The organism is Paenibacillus sp. FSL H8-0168, from assembly GCF_038592955.1.
In the GTDB taxonomy this organism is placed as follows: Bacteria; Bacillota; Bacilli; order Paenibacillales; family Paenibacillaceae; genus Paenibacillus; species Paenibacillus polymyxa_B.
Genome location: NZ_CP151948.1, coordinates 1,760,128 through 1,777,700, shown reverse-complemented (window position 1 = coordinate 1,777,700; position 17,573 = coordinate 1,760,128). Strand labels below are relative to the sequence as shown.

Genomic DNA, 17,573 nt, shown 5'->3' with positions numbered 1-17,573 from the left:
AATTGATAATCTCTAGTACGTTACAGTTCCCACGGATAATCTGTTGTCAGAAAATTAGCCAGCTGCTTGCTTTCTTCCCTCCGCTGACGCCGTATGGCTGCGCGTGATGGAGCCGTCTGGTGCAATTGTAACTGCTCTTCTGTTTCTGGAATCACCTGCGGCACGGTCACTTTACGGTTGTTCTCGTCCAATGCCACAAAGGTCAGGAAGGCGGTGGCTGCGATTTTTCGGTCGCCAGTCATCAGTCCTTCACGAATTACCTTTACGAACACCTCCATCGAGCTACGGCCTGTCCAAGTTACGAACGCTTCCAGCGTGACAGAATCACTCGGATGGATAGGTAGCAAAAAATCCACCGAATCCGTAGAGGCTGTAACTGTGTTCGTACGACACAGCTTAGCAGCTGCAATAGATGCGATATCGTCGATATACGACATCAATCGGCCGCCGAAGAGCGTGTTATGATTGTTGATATCGTTGGGAAATACTCGGGACGTCTTGAAGCAGTAGGTTTCTCGGATGTACTTGCTTTCCATGGGTTCTTTCCTCTCTTTTCCTCGTTGCTCTCTTTTTATATCTCAGGATTTTGCAAAATCCTGATGTGGAAGCCTGTTTTAGACTATGCTAATCATCCCACTAATCCGCATAATAAATCAATACATAAAAATCGGCATCCTCTTCCGAATCATTGCGGTAGGTATGTATGTCAGATACTTGAAATTGCACGGCATCCCCTGCACTCAGCTTGAGCTGTTGCCCCTGCATTTCAAAGTACATTTCCCCACGGATCATGAGAATCGTTTCCTCTCCCAGATGCTTCTCTGCCTGGTGTGTAAAGCCTGGCTTCAGGCTTACCGTGAACACCTCAAACTTCTTTTCAGCGTGATACGGGAATACAGGGTAGACAAAATAGTTACCGTCTTCATCAATAACCGGATGCAGGTCTTCCCTCCGAATCTTCGTGATTTGCGGCGGGTCTTCTTTGAGAAAGGTGGAGAAGGATACATGCAAACCGTTCGCAATTTTCCAAAGGGTTGTTACCGTAGGATTGGATTTCCCCTTCTCAATCTGAGCCAGCATCCCTTTGCTGACCCCTGTCAGTTCAGCCACCTTATCCAAACTTAATCCTCTAGTCTTCCTGATTTGGGCCAAATTAGAGCCAATAATATGCTGCATTGAATCCACGGATGTTGCCTCCTTGTATCCAAAAGTCTATATAAGAAGAATACACAATTTAATCGAGAGAGGTTCATTCGAACATGAATCTACAACTAAGTCTTAACAGACTTATTGCTATCTAGCTTACACAAACTCATTATCTTATCCAATATAAAAAAGTGTCAAATTGAAAAATCAATTTGACACTCGCTACTCAATGAGTTCCTTCGTGAGATAATTAAAATTTGAATGATATCAATAGTTAACGTCTAAACATTCTCATTTCCCCAAATGCTTACCAGATCATTGATCTGAAGCGACACGACCCTTAGTTCTCCACCAATGGCGTAGAGTTCTAGACCCTTACTTTCGAAGTCCGGGAAAATCATGTCTGAAATGATTGCTTTTCCATGATTTCCGAAGACTTCGACACTTGACCAATCCAGATAAATGCTCAACTGTATCCTCTCATGCTCTGGCTTCATAGTGGCCTTGTGTATTGCTGTGAAATCGGAATGAAAATCAGTGGCGCTCGACTTCGTCCGATCGACGAACAATTCCTCATTCGAGATATTATATCCGATGATCGTCTCTTGATTGGCGGACTTCCGTACTTTAAACCCGAATTCCACGGCAGTACCGATTTCAAATTCTGCAATAATTTCTGCCTTGGCTGCGGAAATATCAGACAACACGTTCATACCTGGCTTAATCGTCAAATCTTGCAGAGACAAAATCGGTTTTCTTAGCTGACTTAATTCATTTATGGGTGTTTGAATTAGGCGAAGTCCTTCCGGGTAAGTCCTTAGCTGTAGCTCCCGGGGAATTGATGTCTTGCCACGCCATTCCTTTGAAGGAAGCGTGGTAGCATAACGCCAATTATTCATCCAGCCGATCCAAATTTTCCGTCCGTCTTCGTTCGAAATGCCATTCCAGGACACGGCCGCGTAAAAGTCTGATCCATAGTCTACCCATTTGATAGTATCGATAGATTCCAACGCTTCATCTGGCGTGAACGACTTACCGTCAAAGCTGCCTACGAAATACATCATGCCAGAACCGCCTGCCGGTGGTTCCGGATCGTCTGGATTCACACCATTTCTATCCCCGACGCTTAGCATCAGAATCCACTTCGTGGTATTAGAATCCTCATCCACTTGGATTCGAAATATATCAGGACATTCAAATATCCCTCGGTGGATATGCGGAATGTCGGAACCGAATTCGCTTGCAAAAGACCATTCTTTCAGGTTTGGAGATGTGTAAAATTCTACACGGTCCCTTACGGCAAGAACCATGATCCACATTGATGATTCATCATGCCAAATCACCTTCGGATCACGAAAGTCTAGCGTGTCCGTTGGAAATAAAACCGGGTTACCTTCATATTTTGTCCAGGTTCGACCCTTATCCTTGCTGTAAGCAATGCTTTGCACCTGCGGCTTTCCAGGCTGAGCCTTGTTGCCCTCATTCGTATAAATGGCAACCAATCCTGATCCTTCCTCGTCAAAAAATCCGCTGGTATTGTTCTTATCCACCACCGCACTCCCCGAGAAGATCGCTCCGTCCTCCCCAGGTGGAATTGCCGGTGGAAGCTCAGTCCAATGCACTAGATCCTTGCTTACCGCATGCCCCCAATGCATGTTGCCAAAATCAGGTTGCGTATCATGGGGGGTATGCTGGTAGAACAGGTGGTACTCTCCTTCAAAGTAAACCATGCCGTTGGGATCGTTCATCCAATTTTTCTCCGGTGAATAATGAAATTGAGGCCTGTACGTCTCACTATAGTTACTTTTTCTCTTTCTGCCGCTATAGTCGTCCGTTAGGTTTAATTCTTTCATAGTATCCGCTCTCCTCTTGATTGTTGATAAGGTATTTAACATAATAATTTGAGCTTGCTCGTTTGCAAATGAATTTGAGATACTACCATTTAAATGTCTCAGCCTTGATCTTTAAGATATCTATCATAGCCTTTTTGTTTGATTTCCAGCCATTTATCTAGCCCCAGTCTGGACAGCTCGGCTTTATATTCGGCCCATTCTTCTTCCACTTTACCCGTCTTGATCCATTCCGCCCGCTTGCGGTTAACGTAAGCAAACAAATCGGTTTCCAATGTGGAGATCTGCTTCTGATCCTCCAGCGAGAAGAAGACTTTCGGGAAATTATGGTCAGCCTTCATATAAGGAACGAGTCTTTCCTTTATGAGCTTAAGCCGTCCCACTGCATCATCGGGCTTGGTCGTTACTTTTCCGTAATACTCGTCAAGAATTGCCAATGGACCGCCGATATTCGTTTTTTGTCGCAGCTCGACAGGGGCCGTTCCCTTAAGCGGAAGATGCTTCAGCATATGACTCGCTTCATCGTATTCAAAAATGTTCTGCTGAGTTTTGTCGCCGTAGGTGCCCCAGTTGTCCTGTACGGACTGGATAGGATCATACAGTTGGTCAATCCATTTTGCCGTAAGCTCAAGATTTTTGTTGTCACTGGTGATCACCATTCTCCCCCGGTCAAAGCCGAGATTGTTCGTGCGGGTCACATTGACTTCACCGCTTGGCCCGGCGAGCGGATTCATCAATTCATATTTATCGTTATCTCCTGAGATGTTCGCCTTATCCCATTGAAAGTAGAGACCATATTTTTCATTCTGGCCTTTGGCCAGATACGTATTGTAATCCTGCTCGAATGACTCTTCGTCGATCAAGTTCAGCTTATACAGCTCATTAAGATATTTAATCCCCTCTTTATAACCATCCTGATCGGCAGTGAAGACCACTTTCCCCTCATTGGTCACTACCGTATGATCGCCGTTGTCCCCAAGACCGAATGATCCGAACAGAAAATTCAGGTCCTCATTGCCGTTATTGAGCATAAAGGACAGCGGGATTTCATCCGCTTGGCCATTTCCGTTAGGGTCGCCATTTTTAAATGCGAGCAGAACTTTTTTTAAATCCTCGGTGGTTTTTGGCATTTTAAGTCCCAGCTTTTTCAGCCACTCCACATTGATCCATGGCATGTCGTTTACAGAATGAATGCTCTCCTTCTCAGAACCCAGTTCTTCAATCCAAGGAAAGGCATAAATGTGCCCGTCCTGTGCGGTTATCATGGATCTGTACTCAGGTGCTTCCTTCAATACCTTCTGCAGATTCGGCATATATTTTTGAATCAAATCCTCCAAAGGGATAATAGTTCCATCCTTTCCGAGATTCAACAAATCGTAATCGGAATATCCGGCATCCAGTATGGCATCTGGAAGATCTCCACTGGCAACAGCAAGGTTTCTTTTTTCAATGAAGGAATCGGAGGTGAAGTTGGTAAAATCGATATGCACCCCTGTTTTTTCTTCCAGTCTTTTATAAATCAACTTTTCATTTGGATCGGAAGGTGCCAGCGGCGAGCTTTGAGTCATAAAATGCAAAGTAACTTTCTCTTTAAGCGGCAGAGTAACATTTTCCAGCTTGTAATCTTCGGATGCCGCAGAATTATTGCCTGAACCGCCACATCCGGCAAGCAGTGAAGTAGAAAGTGCCAACACAGACAAGGTTAGTAATGTTTTTTTCATCTCTATTCCCCCGATTTGTTATTTGATCGAACCTACCATGACACCCTTTTCGAAATACTTCTGGAAGAATGGATACATGACAATCAAAGGCAAACTTGATATGACAATGGCAGAGTACTTAATCATTTCAGACAATTTCTTAAGCTCCGCTTGTGCCATCGCATCGGCAATCATGCCGGGCTGAACCTGATTCTGTATCAAAATGGAGCGCAGTACTAGTTGAAGCGGAAACAGCTTCGGATCATCCAGATAAATCATGGCGTCGAAATAAGAATTCCACTGTCCGACAAAAGCGTATAAAGCTAGAACAAAAATAATAGGCTTGGAAAGCGGCAGGACGATTTTAAAGAAAATACTGAGCTCGGAAGCTCCGTCTATACTCGCCGCCTGGAACAGTTCTTTCGGAAGTCCCTGGAAATAAGTCTTTGCCAGAATAATATTGAATACGCTGATCGAGCCGGGCAGAATAATGGCCCAGACCGTATTCAACATGCCTAAATCCTTAATCACCAGATAAGTAGGAATCAGACCGCCACCGAAAAACATCGTTATCAGGAAAAAGATCATAATGGACCGTTTCCCTACCAACTCTTCAATCGCAAGCGGATAAGCCGCGAAGACGGAAAATAATACGGTTGCGAACGCAAAGGCTGCTGAATAAAAAATAGCATTAAAAAAACCGCGGATCATGGCACTGTTGCTTAGGATTTTGGCATATCCCGTGAGTGTCCAGTCTGATGATGTAATGGCAAACCCTTTGGTAATCAGGGTATTTGGAGTTAAAAAGGACGAAAGCACCACATAAACCAGCGGTAACAGAATAGCGAGAACAAACAAACCAAGTAGAATATAATTGATGATGAGCAGAATCCGGTCCTTCCCGGTGTAATGAATATCCATAAATACCTCCTTCTTTAATACAGCCCTTCTCCTTCGTTCAGCTTCTTGACGACGGTATTTACGAAAATCAACAGGAATACATTAATTACGGAATTGAACAACCCGATTGCCGTAGAATAAGCATAATCGCCGGATTGCAACCCCACCTTGTATACGTAAGTCGCGATGATTTCCGAGGTAGGTGTGTTCAGAGCCGTCTGCATTAGGTAAGCCTTTTCATAGCCGATCGACATAATACCTCCTGCAGCGAGAATGAACAGGACGGCCATGACGGGTTTAAGAGCTGGCAGATCAATGTGGAAGATTCTCTTCATCAATGAAGCGCCATCAATTGTTGCAGCGTCATGCAACTGCGGGTCCACATTGGCTAAGGTGGCCACATAAATGATAGAGGACCAGCCCGCTGTTTGCCATATACCGGACAAAATATATACCGTTCGGAAATAGGCAGGATCAGTCATAAAAGCAATCGGCTTGCCGGTGAAGGTTGTTACCAAAGCGTTCACTATTCCAGCTGGCGATAGAAAAACAAACAGCATACCGGCAACAACAACAACCGAGATGAAGTTAGGTGCGTATACAATAAGCTGAATATTCTTCTTGAACTTCGCTCCTCTGACCAGATTTAGCATTAAGGCCAGAATGATTGGTACTGGGAAGCCGAGAATAAGACCGTAAGCGCTTAATTTAAGCGTATTCATTAAAATGTCATAAAAATTTGGTGATGAAAGAAAACGCTGAAAATGTTCAAATCCAACCCATTCGCTGCCGAGGATGCCTTTTCTTGGGCTGAAATTTTTAAACGCAATGATCGAGCCGTACATGGGAACATACTTGAAAATGACGGTAAGAATTATGGACGGAAGCAAAAACAAATACAATATATAATTTCGAAGCATATAGCTTAACCAATGGTTTCTTTTTTTTGTTTCTGAAGCCTTTAGTCCCCTTTTTTGAACGATCGAATTTGCCAATTTTTTCCCTCCTACTGTTCACGGCTTGTTATACGACACAAAATATAAGCCATGTTATGTCATCCCTCTGACATAATTAACCAAGATGTTTTTCAAATACTTGCTTGTAATATCCACACCTCCAACAGAACGAGAATTTTACACATTCCCAAAATGAATGGGCTTACAATTTACATTTGAACATATTTTACTCTTACAATTTAGCAGATGTACATTTAATTAGTCAATATATTTCGGGTGAAAAATTCATTCAAAAAGCTTATTTCAAGATAATTATAATGTTTTTAGCAAAAATCCATCAAAAATACACAATATAAATAAACAAACGTAAACTTTTATTGTTCATTTGAATAAATACATTGTTAAAAACATGAAAATACTATATATTTAGAAATATGAAGAATCTTAATTCGGAGAATAAGGTGAACAATATGACGAGAAAGTCAAAGGTTACGATACAAGATATCGCTGATGCCTTGGGGATTTCCAGAAACACTGCCTCCAAGGCGCTTAATGGAGTGGAGAGTATTCCCGCCGTTACTAGGGACAAGGTGGTCAAAAAAGCAATGGAGCTTAAATACAAACAATTTTCTTATATGGAAACAGCTTCTGAAAAACAAGGCAATATCGCACTTTTGACCTGTAATCTTCCTAATAGCTCACACTTTGGATCTTTGTTGATCAGCGGACTGGAGAAGGAAATCAGCAAACAGGGCTATACTTTATCTATTTATTTTGTTCGTGAGAATGATATCAATTCAATGACCCTACCCGGCAATTTTGAACCTTCGAATGTGGCTGGCATCTTCTGCATCGAAATGTTCAGCAAGGAATACAGCAAGCTGATCACAGATCTTTGCATCCCAACCATTTTTATTGATTGCGCTGCGGATATGATGTATCCAGAATTGAAGGCGGATCTAGTATTAATGGAAAATGAACACAGCACATACTGTGTTACCCGGAAATTGATCGATCATGGCTATGAAAGCTTCGGTTTTGTAGGCGATTACAATCATTGCAAAAGCTTCAATGAACGCTGGACCGGATTTAATAAGGCATTAGCAGAAGCAGGAATCGCCGTAGATCCTGCCCTTAGCATTGTAGCGCCTGACCGCAACTTCTTTATAGAGGAGAACTGGATGGAACAGCAGTTGGATGCCCTGAGGGAGTGTCCCTCCGTCTTTATTTGCGCCAATGATTTCATTGCCATCAGCGTGATCAAATCTTTGAAAAACAAAGGGATTAAAGTCCCGGAAGATGTTGCTGTTTGCGGGTTCGATGATGCTTCGGAATCCCGGGTTGTCGAGCCTCATCTTACAACCGTGCATATTTATAGTAGTCAGATGGGTATTATTTCAGCCGAAATGTTATTGTCCAGAATCAAAGACAATACCATGCCATACCGAGTGACTCATGTTGCAACGGATATCGTATACCGAGACTCGACCCCTGTTCTAAACTAAATCTACCAAGAGGTGAATCAAAGTGAAAAATGACAGAACAGTTCTTTGTGTGGGCGAGTTGCTCATTGATTTTTTCTGCACGGATATTGATGTTAATCTTGCCAAGGGTCAGCATTTCTCCAAGCAGGCCGGCGGCGCTCCGGCAAATGTAAGCGCAGCCGTAGCCAAGCTCGGAGGAAAAGCGTCATTCTTGGGGAAAGTCGGGGCTGATCCCTTTGGCATGTACCTGAAGCAAACGTTGGATGAGCAGCATGTGGATACGTCCATGCTCCTATTTGATCCGTCAACGCCGACTACACTGGCCTTTGTTTCCCTTGCCTCTAACGGCGAACGGGATTTCGTGTTCAACCGCGGAGCTGACCGTCAACTGTCTCTGCAGGACATTGATAGAGAATGGACCCGGCAGGCAGCCATTCTGCATTTTGGCTCGGCAACGGCCTTGCTCGCCGATCCTTTCCGAGAAGCGTATTTGTCTTTATTGGATGGAGCGAAGGCCAACGGGCAATTCACCTCCTTTGATCCCAATTACCGGGGGGACCTCTGGAAAGACAGGCAGGAGGAATTTATCACACTGTCCAGAAGAGGAATACACAATGCGGATTTGGTAAAAGTAAGCGAAGAGGAATTAAACATCATTACAGGGCTGGCTGACCGCGATGCTTCATTGGATCTTTTGCATGGGTTGGGAGCCAAGACGGTGGCAGTTACCTTAGGGAAAGAAGGAACCCTCATCTCAAGTGGTGCCTCCCGTTCGTTAATCGGCAGTATCGCTGTCAAATCGATCGACTCTACTGGTGCCGGAGATGCCTTCGTCGGAGCAATGCTGTATCAAATCAGCCAGCTGAGTCAGCCTAAGGCATTTACCTCCAACGCGAAGCAGCAGCAGGAATTTGTGACACTTGCCAATCAAGTCGGCGCCATCGTGTGCACTAAAGTTGGAGCGATTGCAGCCTTGCCGTCGTTGGAAGAAGTTAATCGTTTCGTAGCGCAAGGTTGAATCAAGGAATGAAGCGTAAGAACAGCAAAAGGTGTCCGACGATCTCTAAGGTCGCTGGATACCTTTTTAGTCACTCTTTGGAAGATGAAGTGAGAAACTAAAACATATCGAGGGAGTTTAATCAAAAGAAAACGAGTACTTATCCTACGTAGTCGTTTTCTTTTATATAAGGCAGGCCAGAATTTTTTTCGATTGCCAAAAACTTTTCATCTTTAATTAACTCAGATATTCTCATAAACCATTATAATTCATATTGCAGACTTAGCATTTATCCTGATCGGATTGCAATGCTATTGCTAATGCAATAAATGATCCTGATGATACATCTATGAGTAAAATGATAATTCGACCAACTATTCAGGCATTGTAAACAATGACAGTGGACAGAACGAGAAAGCTCTTGCCTAATTAACCTAATTAAAACAAAACATTGTTAAGTTACTGCCATCATATTATAGAGTTTTAGTATCCTGATATCATCCTTCGATACTTTTAGTTGTTGGATGAGGCGTGCATCCTCTTTTAGCACTTCTTTGGAAAATAGCATTTTAGCTGCGATAGGCATCATAGGTCTAAAACAAAATCCATTAAACAAGCCCCATTTTGTATCTGAAGTTAAATAAGACGCTAGGATCTGAACGCTAGCTTTTTCTATAACTGATTCTACAGCAGAATAATAAGTATGAAAAAGGTTTTCATCCTCACTCATGCCTAATAAGTTTCCTAATAGACATATATCTGCTTGATTTTGGGGCATCAAATCCAAGAAACAATACTCTGTTGTCAGGTTGCCTCCTGCTATTCGAAATAAGTAACTAGTTACCCCCTCTCTTCTATTTCCAATGCCTACCGTCTTTTGGTGTTTGGATATCCAATGTCACTGGATCATTTCAAACGGACAAAATGTATTCCTCCAAGCCTATTTTCAAACCGTCTTCATCATTGCTCGATGTAACCCTGTCGGCAATTTTCTTAACTTCCTCCGGCGCATTTCCCATTGCAATCCCAAGGCCTGCGTACAAAATCATATCCATGTCATTATAGTTGTCTCCAATGGCCATCGATTCACGATAAGTAATATTAAATATCCCCTCGAGCTCCTGAATGGCATACGATTTGGACACCATCTCATCCATAATTTCCAGATAAGTTCCCTTGGATTTATAAACACTGATACCAGTAACTTCTTTATTGATTTGTTGTACAAGCCGCTCAATGTCTTCGGGATCTCCCATGCATAAAATTTTGTGAATATCATGATCTTCTTCTATATATGAGGGGAGTAACCTCTGTATGGGGGAGCCATTAATAATTTCCGCTTCCTGAATTACCCAAGGATTTTGAATGTTGCCAACGATCCACTGGTCATGTCCATACAAGTTAAAACTGATAGAAGGATAATGATCCATTACAATATCGTATATTCGTTTAATGCTCTTTTTCGATAAACAGATGCTATGAAGGATTTCCCTGTTGCCGCCCAATATTAAAGCACCGCTATAACAAATGACGGGAGCGTGAATATTGAGCTCTTGCTGAAGAGGAAAAATGCCGCTTGGCATTCTCGCTGAAACAAGTACAAAAGGGATATTTCTTCCCACAACTTTTTGGATTGTATTTTTGGTGTCGGACGTAATTTGATGTTTTGAATTTAACAACGTCCCGTCAATATCGCTAAAGATTGCTTGTATCATGGCCGATGGCTCCCTTGCGATTATTTATCACGATTCTTCCTCAAGCGCCTTGATAATTTCTACTCCGCTATCCTGCAACATCAGCAATGAGTGCTCCGGTGCATCCTGATTTGTAATTAGAATATCAATTTCGGAAAAATTCAGGCCTTTAAACGGGCTTGTTAAATTAAATTTTTTGTAATCAGCAAGTAAAAATACTTCTCTGGCACGTCCCGATACCAGCTTTTTAACTAAAGCATCATCACGGTTTGCAAAATACACTCCGTCTTCCATGATGGCGGCAGCTCCTAAAAAAGCTTTGTCAAAAAAAACATCGTTCAACTGCATAGCCGTGTAGTGGTCATAAAAAAAACGGTTTTCATGATTAAATTTGCCCCCGAGCAAGTTTATGTTAATTTCACTTTTTGCTGATAAAGCTTCTGCATTATCCAACGAGTGTGTATAAACCGTGAGATTCTTGTCCAATTGCCCACAGAGCAGTTGAATGGTAGTCGATACATCCATGAAACAAACATCTCCGTCAGCGATGTGCGCGGAAGCTGCTTTTGCAATGAGCATCTTTTGCTTTGTTGCTGAAGTTACACGTTCCTTGTAGGCTCTTATTTCTTCTTTTAATAAGGGCAAGGCAATACCTCCATGGGTTCTGATAACCCCCCCTTCGTGAACAAGCTTAATAATATCCCTTCTTGCCGTATCTCTCGAGATGTTCAATAAATTACAAATTTCCGAATTTGATAATTGGTTACGGCTTTGGAGATACTCCAAAATTTTTAAAAGTCGTTCCTCTTGGTAAATATAAAGCCCCCCTATCCCTATATTCACTATAAGCGATTAGACGCTTTTTGTTAAGTGTTTTTAAGTATTTTTATAAAGATAAGCAAATTGCTTATATTGTGTATTTCACATAGCAAGTCCCCGGTCCGCATGCATATTGCATTAAGAGTCCGGGGACTTTATTCATTTTGCCTATTTATTGATAAATTCAATCTTTTGAAGCAAACGTTTTATCATAACTGCCGCCTCGGCGCGGGTAGTTGTTGCATGTGGCTCATAGTGTCCAGTGTCCATACCTTGTGCGATGCCCTGAGCTGTAACAGCGGCTACTGCATTTTGCGCCCAAACCGCGATAGACGAGCGGTCGGCATATCCATCTAGCGATTGCCCGTTTTTGCTGTTGACTGAGACATACCCGGTATATTGTAATGCTTGATGGACAAGTAGAGCCATCTCCTGGCGGCTAATTCCCGATTCAGGACGAAAAGCACCGTCTTCATAACCTTTGACCAGCCCAGCTGAATAGGCTTCGCTGAGATATCCGCTGTACCATGAACCCTTGACTACATCCCTAAAGGCTGGAGTCGCCCGTTCTTTAAGCCCAAGTGCATGAACAAGCATAGCGGCAAATTCGGCGCGGGTAACAGGCCTGGATGGCTCAAATATTCCTTTTATCGAACCGACAACAATTCCTTTTGCGGCAAGCAGCTCTATGTCGGCTTTGCCCCAGTACCCAGCTGGTAAATCACCGAAGGTTGGGCTGCTGTTGACAACGGTATATACACCATTGGAATTATGCTTTATTTCAACGGAGGCTCCATCATCCCCAGCCCGAAAAATGCTCGGTACAAAGATAAGTTTCCTTCTGGCTTCGTCGTAGCAAACTGCGGTGGAACGATTTGGGTCCATCGCTGATGAAAGCGGAAGTGTCCGGCTCACATAGGTATCACCGAAATCAAGAGCGGTTGTTGTACTGCCTGTTACTGCTTCAGCCTTGAAGTCTATAGGAGTCGTTTCCACGGTTGCGCCCGCTTTTACAGCCGCTTCTTGAATAGCCGCATTTTGCTGCATTGTTGCCTTGGATAACGTAATTCGCAGCCCTGGCACGCTATTGGAAGGTGAGGTATTTCTATTCACCCTGCTGGCTGGAAGGGTGTACGTCCCCAGTTCTGTAATTAACTGAAGATCCAGAGTTCGATGCTCGCTCCAAAGCTTATTGGTCATGCTGGTCAGCTCAACGATAACCACGTCAGCCCCAGCAGCTTTCACATGCAAAGTTAGTGCAGAACCTTTTCTTACCGGCAAAGCTTTAAGCAAAGTAAGATCATCCACGACCACTGCGGCTTCTTTCCTGCCATCAGCCTTTTGTGTAATACCCGGAGCATACTCCAATATTCCTGAAGTGGCGGAAGCCGGAATAGATGCCTTGACTGGCAGCTTTACCGCCTGGCTGTCGCTGCCCTTGTTGTTCTGAGAATTGTCACCGGAATGGCCGGAATTGTAACTTGATATTCGAACACTATTAAAGAATGCTGTTGTATCCCTTACATTTAACCCAAAGTATCCTCGTGTGTAACTTTGGTCTTTGGTATCAATCACCAGTTGTCCGTCCAAATAAGCCTTTATGGTATCCCCGACAGCTACAATTTTGAGGTGATAATCCTGATTTGTCCGTAGTTTCAGCTTCGCGTCATTATTGTAGATGGCAAGATCACTACCGGTCCCTTTAACAAATTTCATCAACTTAACTACATTATTCCTTACATCCAGATTAATTGCATACGCATTTTTTGCCGTAGGGTCTGAACGAAAGACCAAGGCACCTGCGCCGATGGGGTTTTCTATGTTATCTTTTTCAGGATCATCGGGATGCGAATCTGTATCCGGCACTTTAATGTCCGCTTCATATATAAAGTTCTCACCGAAATTACTTGCCAGAATAAACGCATCCCCTACGCCCTGCCCCTGTTTTCCATTGATAGTATCCGCCCATTTGCCGCTGATCGTCGTCCAATCTGACAGTACGGAGACACTAGATGGGGGCGCTTTCCAGACACTTTTTAACGGAAATATTTTCAAAGACTTTAATTCCACATCCCCGCCCTTACTGTAGATTTGCATTCCTTTACTCGAAGGATGAGGGAATATTTGGTCAGTTATCACTGTTTCTCCATTATTCCCGAACACCTCCAGCGCCGACCGGTCAACAAAAATATGCATTTTCACCGTACCGTTTAAAGCCTTCAGCGGGCCCTCATGTTTATTTGTGATATCAGGTCCGAAATCATAATTCCCGGAATTCGTACGGTCAACGAACAGCTTTTCATTGTAGACATCATACCCGACCGTTGTATATTCCTCAGTTCCTTTACGAACCTTAAAACCAAACTCAGTTGCTTCGGTGTTGGGAAGATCAAACTCTGCAATCATTTCAAATGTATCGTCAGAAAAGTTGGATAGGAGGTCGCTTTCTCCCTTAATCTTTTCATTTATATATGAACTTCCCTTTGTTTCAGCACGAATGCCGGCCAGAGAAATTGGTGTTTGTTTTAACCGTAATCCTTCCCCTGTCTGGGTCAGTTCCATCATTCGCGGCAGTGACATGGAACTTCTCCATGTTGAAGTAGGTGTATCTTGAGCATAAGTCCAGTTACTCATCCAGCCAAGCCAGTATTTCTCGCCCTTCTCCCCTTCAATTCCGCTCCACTCCACAGCGGCATAATAATCAGCTCCATAATCGGACCATAATATTTGGTCGGAAGAATTCTCATTGGTGAAGGTTTTCCCATCAAAGCTTCCTACAAAATATTGCATTCCGGATCCGCCTGCAGGTCCTCCCGGATTTATACTTACCTGCAAAACCCATTTCTTTTTTGAAGGGTCGCCATCAATAGGCAATTCAATTAATGCAGGACATTCCCATACGCCGCCTATACTTCCGTTTGTAGAAGGTATCCACGAACCTGAGACGGCAGACCAATCCGTTATGAGGCCACTTTGTGGCAAATTGCCTTTTTCCGGCTCTTGTGCAACCTGGTCAACGTCTTCCGGAATTGGTCTGTCATTATAAACATTGATATCATCCAGGTTGATATGCCCCCAACTTCCCGTTGCATTGTCTACAGCTTTGATATATAGCACTTCACCAATATAATTGGAAGCATCCCATACGTATCTGCTATACGTTTCCTTTTCGGATTTCGTATTTGCTTGACGAAGCAACTCCTGATCGTCAGAAGCTCTGACTAACGATAAATAACGGTTGCTGACGTCTTTGCCTCCGCCCATCATCAGGTTAATCTCTCCAGAGCCACCCAGTTTGAAATAGGATGAATGCAGTTCTCCAGTAGCATCATCCCCCTTGTGACTATCAGAAAACCCCCATAGATGATACTTGCCTTGCTGGTCGAAAGTTCCACCCCACCAATCCTTTCGATCTGTTACATGGTCATTAGTAAATGCTTCCCCTTGTACACTGGTCCACCCAGTCAGATCCCCTGTTTCAAAATCATGGTTAAGTATTTCATTCTCCTCTGTGATGATATTTTTGCCCAACTGAACATTCTGGAAGAGCACAGAGGAATTCGCCAAATGCAAGCCGAAAACGCCGGAGGAAAAGGTAGAATCATTTACATCCTGAGTAAGTTTACCATCTAAATATACTTTTATATTCTCTCCATAGGTCCTCACCTCTAAAGGGTAATTCGTATACGTAGCGAGAGATACAGTGGCCTCGGCTAGGACTGATTGCTTCCCGTCCTCAAGCTTCATCAATTTTATTTTATCGTTGTGAGCGTCGAGGCTCGCCATATATCCATTTCTCACCTCGGCATCTGCCCGAAAAACAAGTGAGCCGATTTCATCTCCGCCATCCGATAATTCAATGTTCGCCTGATATCGAAAGTTTTCCCCGGCTTGCCCGCTCATTACATATGAATTCACCGCGGAAGTCCCGGTCATTCCTTTCACGGTGTCTTCCCAGGAACCGCTTACAGCAGTCCATTTTGACAAATTGGTCACAAAGTTTGATGTATTATTGAATTTCACATTTCGAAAAGAGGCTGTTGAATTCCATGCGGTTAACCCATAGTAGCCGTATACAAATTCATCATCCGTTTGTTCGATAACCGATTGGTTGTTTACAAAAACCTGAATGTGATGTCTATCCGTTACAATTTGTAAATGATAGGTAGATGAAGTATCCAAGCGCAAAGAACTGGCCCCAAGTTCAATGCTTTCTCCATTCCTATTTTTGGTTAAAGTTACGCGATCATTTTTGGCATCTAGATTGACTACATAGCCGTTGGCCGCACGCTTATCAGAACGAAAAACCAGTCCTCCTGATCCTTCCCGGCCATTTTTTGCATTAAGGGTAATGTCGCCCTCATAGTTGAATGATCCACCTTCTTGTGAGGAAATCGCGTAAGAAGTGGAATCCAGACTATTGGCCTGTATTCCACCATCTGGACCAAATTCACTGGCATAAGTCCAATTTTTTAAATTGGGAGAAGTATAGAACATCACCTTATTGTTAGCAACTAACGACATCACCCACTGATTGGATTGTTCATGCCAAAATACTTTGGGATCGCGCCAATCGGCGGCGGGAGGTTCAGGCATTACCGGATTCCCTTCATACTTTTTCCATGTTCTCCCTTTATCCAAGCTGTAAGCAATGCTTTGAACCTGACCCTTATCACCTGCATGGGTAAAGATGGCTACCATTGCTTCCTTTCCAAAGCCGGCTGTATTTCCCCAGTCGATTACAGTGCTTCCGGAAAAAATCTGTCCGTGGATATCAGGAGAAAGTGCAACAGGTAGATGTTCCCAATGAACAAGGTCTCTACTCACTGCATGCCCCCAATGCATCGGTCCCCATGTCGTTCCATATGGATAATTTTGGTAAAATAAATGATATTCACCCTTGTAATAAACCATTCCATTGGGATCGTTCAACCAGTTGGCCTCGGGAGAAAAATGAAATTGATTGCGGTACGTTTCCTGATAATATCCTGGATCTGATGCAAACGCTTTCGTGAATGAAGTTAAAGATAATAATAAGATGATACTAAGTGCTAAAGAACAAATCCGATTCATATTTCTACTCCTCATCTTGTTCACTCCCTTTATAACTAATTTTATAAATCAGTTCAAAACGCCTCATAATGAAAGCCTATCCCCGGTGATGGATAACTCCTTGACCAAATAGTTTTAAGAATTATTCAAGCCAAGACACCGAGAGCGTATCCAATAATACCAATTGCGAATAGCGCAAAAATGAGAGCCATGGCGTTCACTTTCTTTTTAAGCAGTCTCATGCAAAGGAAGGTCAGTAAGAACGGTAGTAACCTTACTGTACAGCCGCTTAATCGTCGGAATTAAGGAACCAAGAACGTACAAATATTTTGTTTAAGTCGTTTTTGGTCATCTTCTTTTCTTCCATATGTACTCTCCTTCTTTCATAAAATATTTTCTTATAGCTCTTCAATTTCCGCCGTTTTATCGTTCCGCAGATTGTATTTCGAACTGAGCTGGATGTATAGCAGAGCCAGCACAGTTCCTACGATCCCAAAACCAACTAGATTGATGTTCGTGAAAGCGGCAATGACAAATCCCCGGAAGAAGAAGGGCATAAGATATTTGGCCGACATCATGTTTATCACCATCGTATACCCTACAACGACGATGAATCCGCCTGCAATTTGCAGCCCTCTTGTAACGACTTCAGGAATTGCATTAAGCAGTTCTGTAACCAAGCCAGTTTCTGCCGCAATTGCTACCAATACGGCAGGAAGAGCAACGCGTAACCCCTGAAGAAGGAGAGCTATAAAGTGACATAATTCAATGCCTTTAAAATTTGCTGACTCGGCATATTTATCCGCCTAATGTTGAAAGAATACGGTAATCGTTCTTACAAAAATCGTTAACACTTGCCAAAGCAGCATCCAGAGCCATTGACGCCCCCACATTCATCCAACCTAAAGCCATCAATTCCAGCGTACCACACGTAGATTAATTATGAACTGATAATTTTGTATTCACTTAGCCTTT

Annotated in this window: 12 protein-coding genes and 3 pseudogenes; 2 read left to right on the top strand and 13 right to left on the bottom strand. The window is 43.1% G+C overall.

The genetic code is table 11. The annotated features are described in order from the left end of the window. Positions 1 to 20: 20 nt before the first annotated feature. The 6 genes from MHI21_RS08190 to MHI21_RS08165 form a co-directional block, all read right to left on the bottom strand. On the bottom strand, positions 21 to 536 hold the full coding sequence (locus MHI21_RS08190; protein WP_165176065.1) for an acyl-CoA thioesterase: 516 nt from the start codon (positions 534 to 536) through the stop codon (positions 21 to 23). Positions 537 to 636: 100 nt separating this feature from the next. Next, positions 637 to 1,185 (bottom strand): helix-turn-helix domain-containing protein, encoded by a 549-nt coding sequence (locus MHI21_RS08185; protein ID WP_039269838.1) that lies wholly within the window; start codon positions 1,183 to 1,185, stop codon positions 637 to 639. A gap of 242 nt (positions 1,186 to 1,427) precedes the next feature. Continuing rightward, entirely contained in the window at positions 1,428 to 2,999 is a 1,572-nt protein-coding gene (locus MHI21_RS08180) for a glycoside hydrolase family 32 protein (RefSeq protein WP_341161883.1), read from the bottom strand. A 98-nt stretch (positions 3,000 to 3,097) separates the two neighbouring features. Then, complete coding sequence (locus MHI21_RS08175; protein ID WP_342419790.1) at positions 3,098 to 4,717, bottom strand: ABC transporter substrate-binding protein; 1,620 nt, start codon at positions 4,715 to 4,717, stop codon at positions 3,098 to 3,100. Between the two features lie 18 nt (positions 4,718 to 4,735). After that, the gene (locus MHI21_RS08170) at positions 4,736 to 5,617 is read right to left on the bottom strand and encodes a carbohydrate ABC transporter permease (RefSeq protein WP_013309484.1); all 882 of its coding nucleotides are present in this window, start codon (positions 5,615 to 5,617) and stop codon (positions 4,736 to 4,738) included. Positions 5,618 to 5,631: 14 nt separating this feature from the next. Further along, a complete protein-coding gene (locus MHI21_RS08165; RefSeq protein ID WP_230584986.1) occupies positions 5,632 to 6,516 on the bottom strand; it encodes an ABC transporter permease subunit in 885 nt (294 codons plus the stop codon). Between the two features lie 506 nt (positions 6,517 to 7,022). Between MHI21_RS08165 and MHI21_RS08160 the strand changes: the two genes are divergently transcribed. Together MHI21_RS08160 and MHI21_RS08155 are read left to right on the top strand one after the other, a co-directional pair. Continuing rightward, a complete protein-coding gene (locus MHI21_RS08160; protein ID WP_272640283.1) occupies positions 7,023 to 8,057 on the top strand; it encodes a LacI family DNA-binding transcriptional regulator in 1,035 nt (344 codons plus the stop codon). Positions 8,058 to 8,079: 22 nt separating this feature from the next. Then, the gene (locus MHI21_RS08155; protein WP_342419789.1) at positions 8,080 to 9,054 is read left to right on the top strand and encodes a carbohydrate kinase; all 975 of its coding nucleotides are present in this window, start codon (positions 8,080 to 8,082) and stop codon (positions 9,052 to 9,054) included. 433 nt (positions 9,055 to 9,487) lie between these two features. Here the strand turns inward: MHI21_RS08155 and MHI21_RS08150 are convergent, their stop codons facing one another. From MHI21_RS08150 to MHI21_RS08120, 7 genes and pseudogenes are all read right to left on the bottom strand, one after another. Further along, on the bottom strand, positions 9,488 to 9,763 hold the full coding sequence (locus MHI21_RS08150; protein WP_342419788.1) for a hypothetical protein: 276 nt from the start codon (positions 9,761 to 9,763) through the stop codon (positions 9,488 to 9,490). Positions 9,764 to 9,944: 181 nt separating this feature from the next. Then, positions 9,945 to 10,748, bottom strand: a complete 804-nt coding sequence (locus MHI21_RS08145) for a Cof-type HAD-IIB family hydrolase (protein ID WP_165176075.1) — start codon at positions 10,746 to 10,748, stop codon at positions 9,945 to 9,947. A 27-nt stretch (positions 10,749 to 10,775) separates the two neighbouring features. Beyond that, positions 10,776 to 11,372 (bottom strand): DeoR/GlpR family DNA-binding transcription regulator, encoded by a 597-nt coding sequence (locus MHI21_RS08140; protein ID WP_235307908.1) that lies wholly within the window; start codon positions 11,370 to 11,372, stop codon positions 10,776 to 10,778. 342 nt (positions 11,373 to 11,714) lie between these two features. Then, the gene (locus MHI21_RS08135; protein WP_342420192.1) at positions 11,715 to 14,810 is read right to left on the bottom strand and encodes a GH32 C-terminal domain-containing protein; all 3,096 of its coding nucleotides are present in this window, start codon (positions 14,808 to 14,810) and stop codon (positions 11,715 to 11,717) included. A 762-nt stretch (positions 14,811 to 15,572) separates the two neighbouring features. Continuing rightward, positions 15,573 to 16,619, bottom strand: a pseudogene (locus tag MHI21_RS08130) (glycoside hydrolase family 32 protein); the annotation flags it as partial. Positions 16,620 to 16,744: 125 nt separating this feature from the next. After that, positions 16,745 to 16,870: pseudogene (locus MHI21_RS08125) on the bottom strand (PTS system mannose/fructose/sorbose family transporter subunit IID); the annotation flags it as partial. 126 nt (positions 16,871 to 16,996) lie between these two features. Further along, positions 16,997 to 17,525: pseudogene (locus tag MHI21_RS08120) on the bottom strand (PTS sugar transporter subunit IIC); the annotation flags it as partial. Between the last annotated feature and the right edge of the window lie 48 nt (positions 17,526 to 17,573).

Coding starts and splice junctions, on each gene's coding strand:
- MHI21_RS08190 (WP_165176065.1), bottom strand. CDS start 536: ATGGAAAGCAAGTACATCCGAGAAACCTACTGCTTCAAGACGTCCCGA.
- MHI21_RS08180 (WP_341161883.1), bottom strand. CDS start 2,999: ATGAAAGAATTAAACCTAACGGACGACTATAGCGGCAGAAAGAGAAAA.
- MHI21_RS08175 (WP_342419790.1), bottom strand. CDS start 4,717: ATGAAAAAAACATTACTAACCTTGTCTGTGTTGGCACTTTCTACTTCA.
- MHI21_RS08170 (WP_013309484.1), bottom strand. CDS start 5,617: ATGGATATTCATTACACCGGGAAGGACCGGATTCTGCTCATCATCAAT.
- MHI21_RS08165 (WP_230584986.1), bottom strand. CDS start 6,516: ATGCTTCGAAATTATATATTGTATTTGTTTTTGCTTCCGTCCATAATT.
- MHI21_RS08160 (WP_272640283.1), top strand. CDS start 7,023: ATGACGAGAAAGTCAAAGGTTACGATACAAGATATCGCTGATGCCTTG.
- MHI21_RS08150 (WP_342419788.1), bottom strand. CDS start 9,763: ATGAGTGAGGATGAAAACCTTTTTCATACTTATTATTCTGCTGTAGAA.
- MHI21_RS08145 (WP_165176075.1), bottom strand. CDS start 10,748: ATGATACAAGCAATCTTTAGCGATATTGACGGGACGTTGTTAAATTCA.
- MHI21_RS08135 (WP_342420192.1), bottom strand. CDS start 14,810: ATGGGCGGAGGCAAAGACGTCAGCAACCGTTATTTATCGTTAGTCAGA.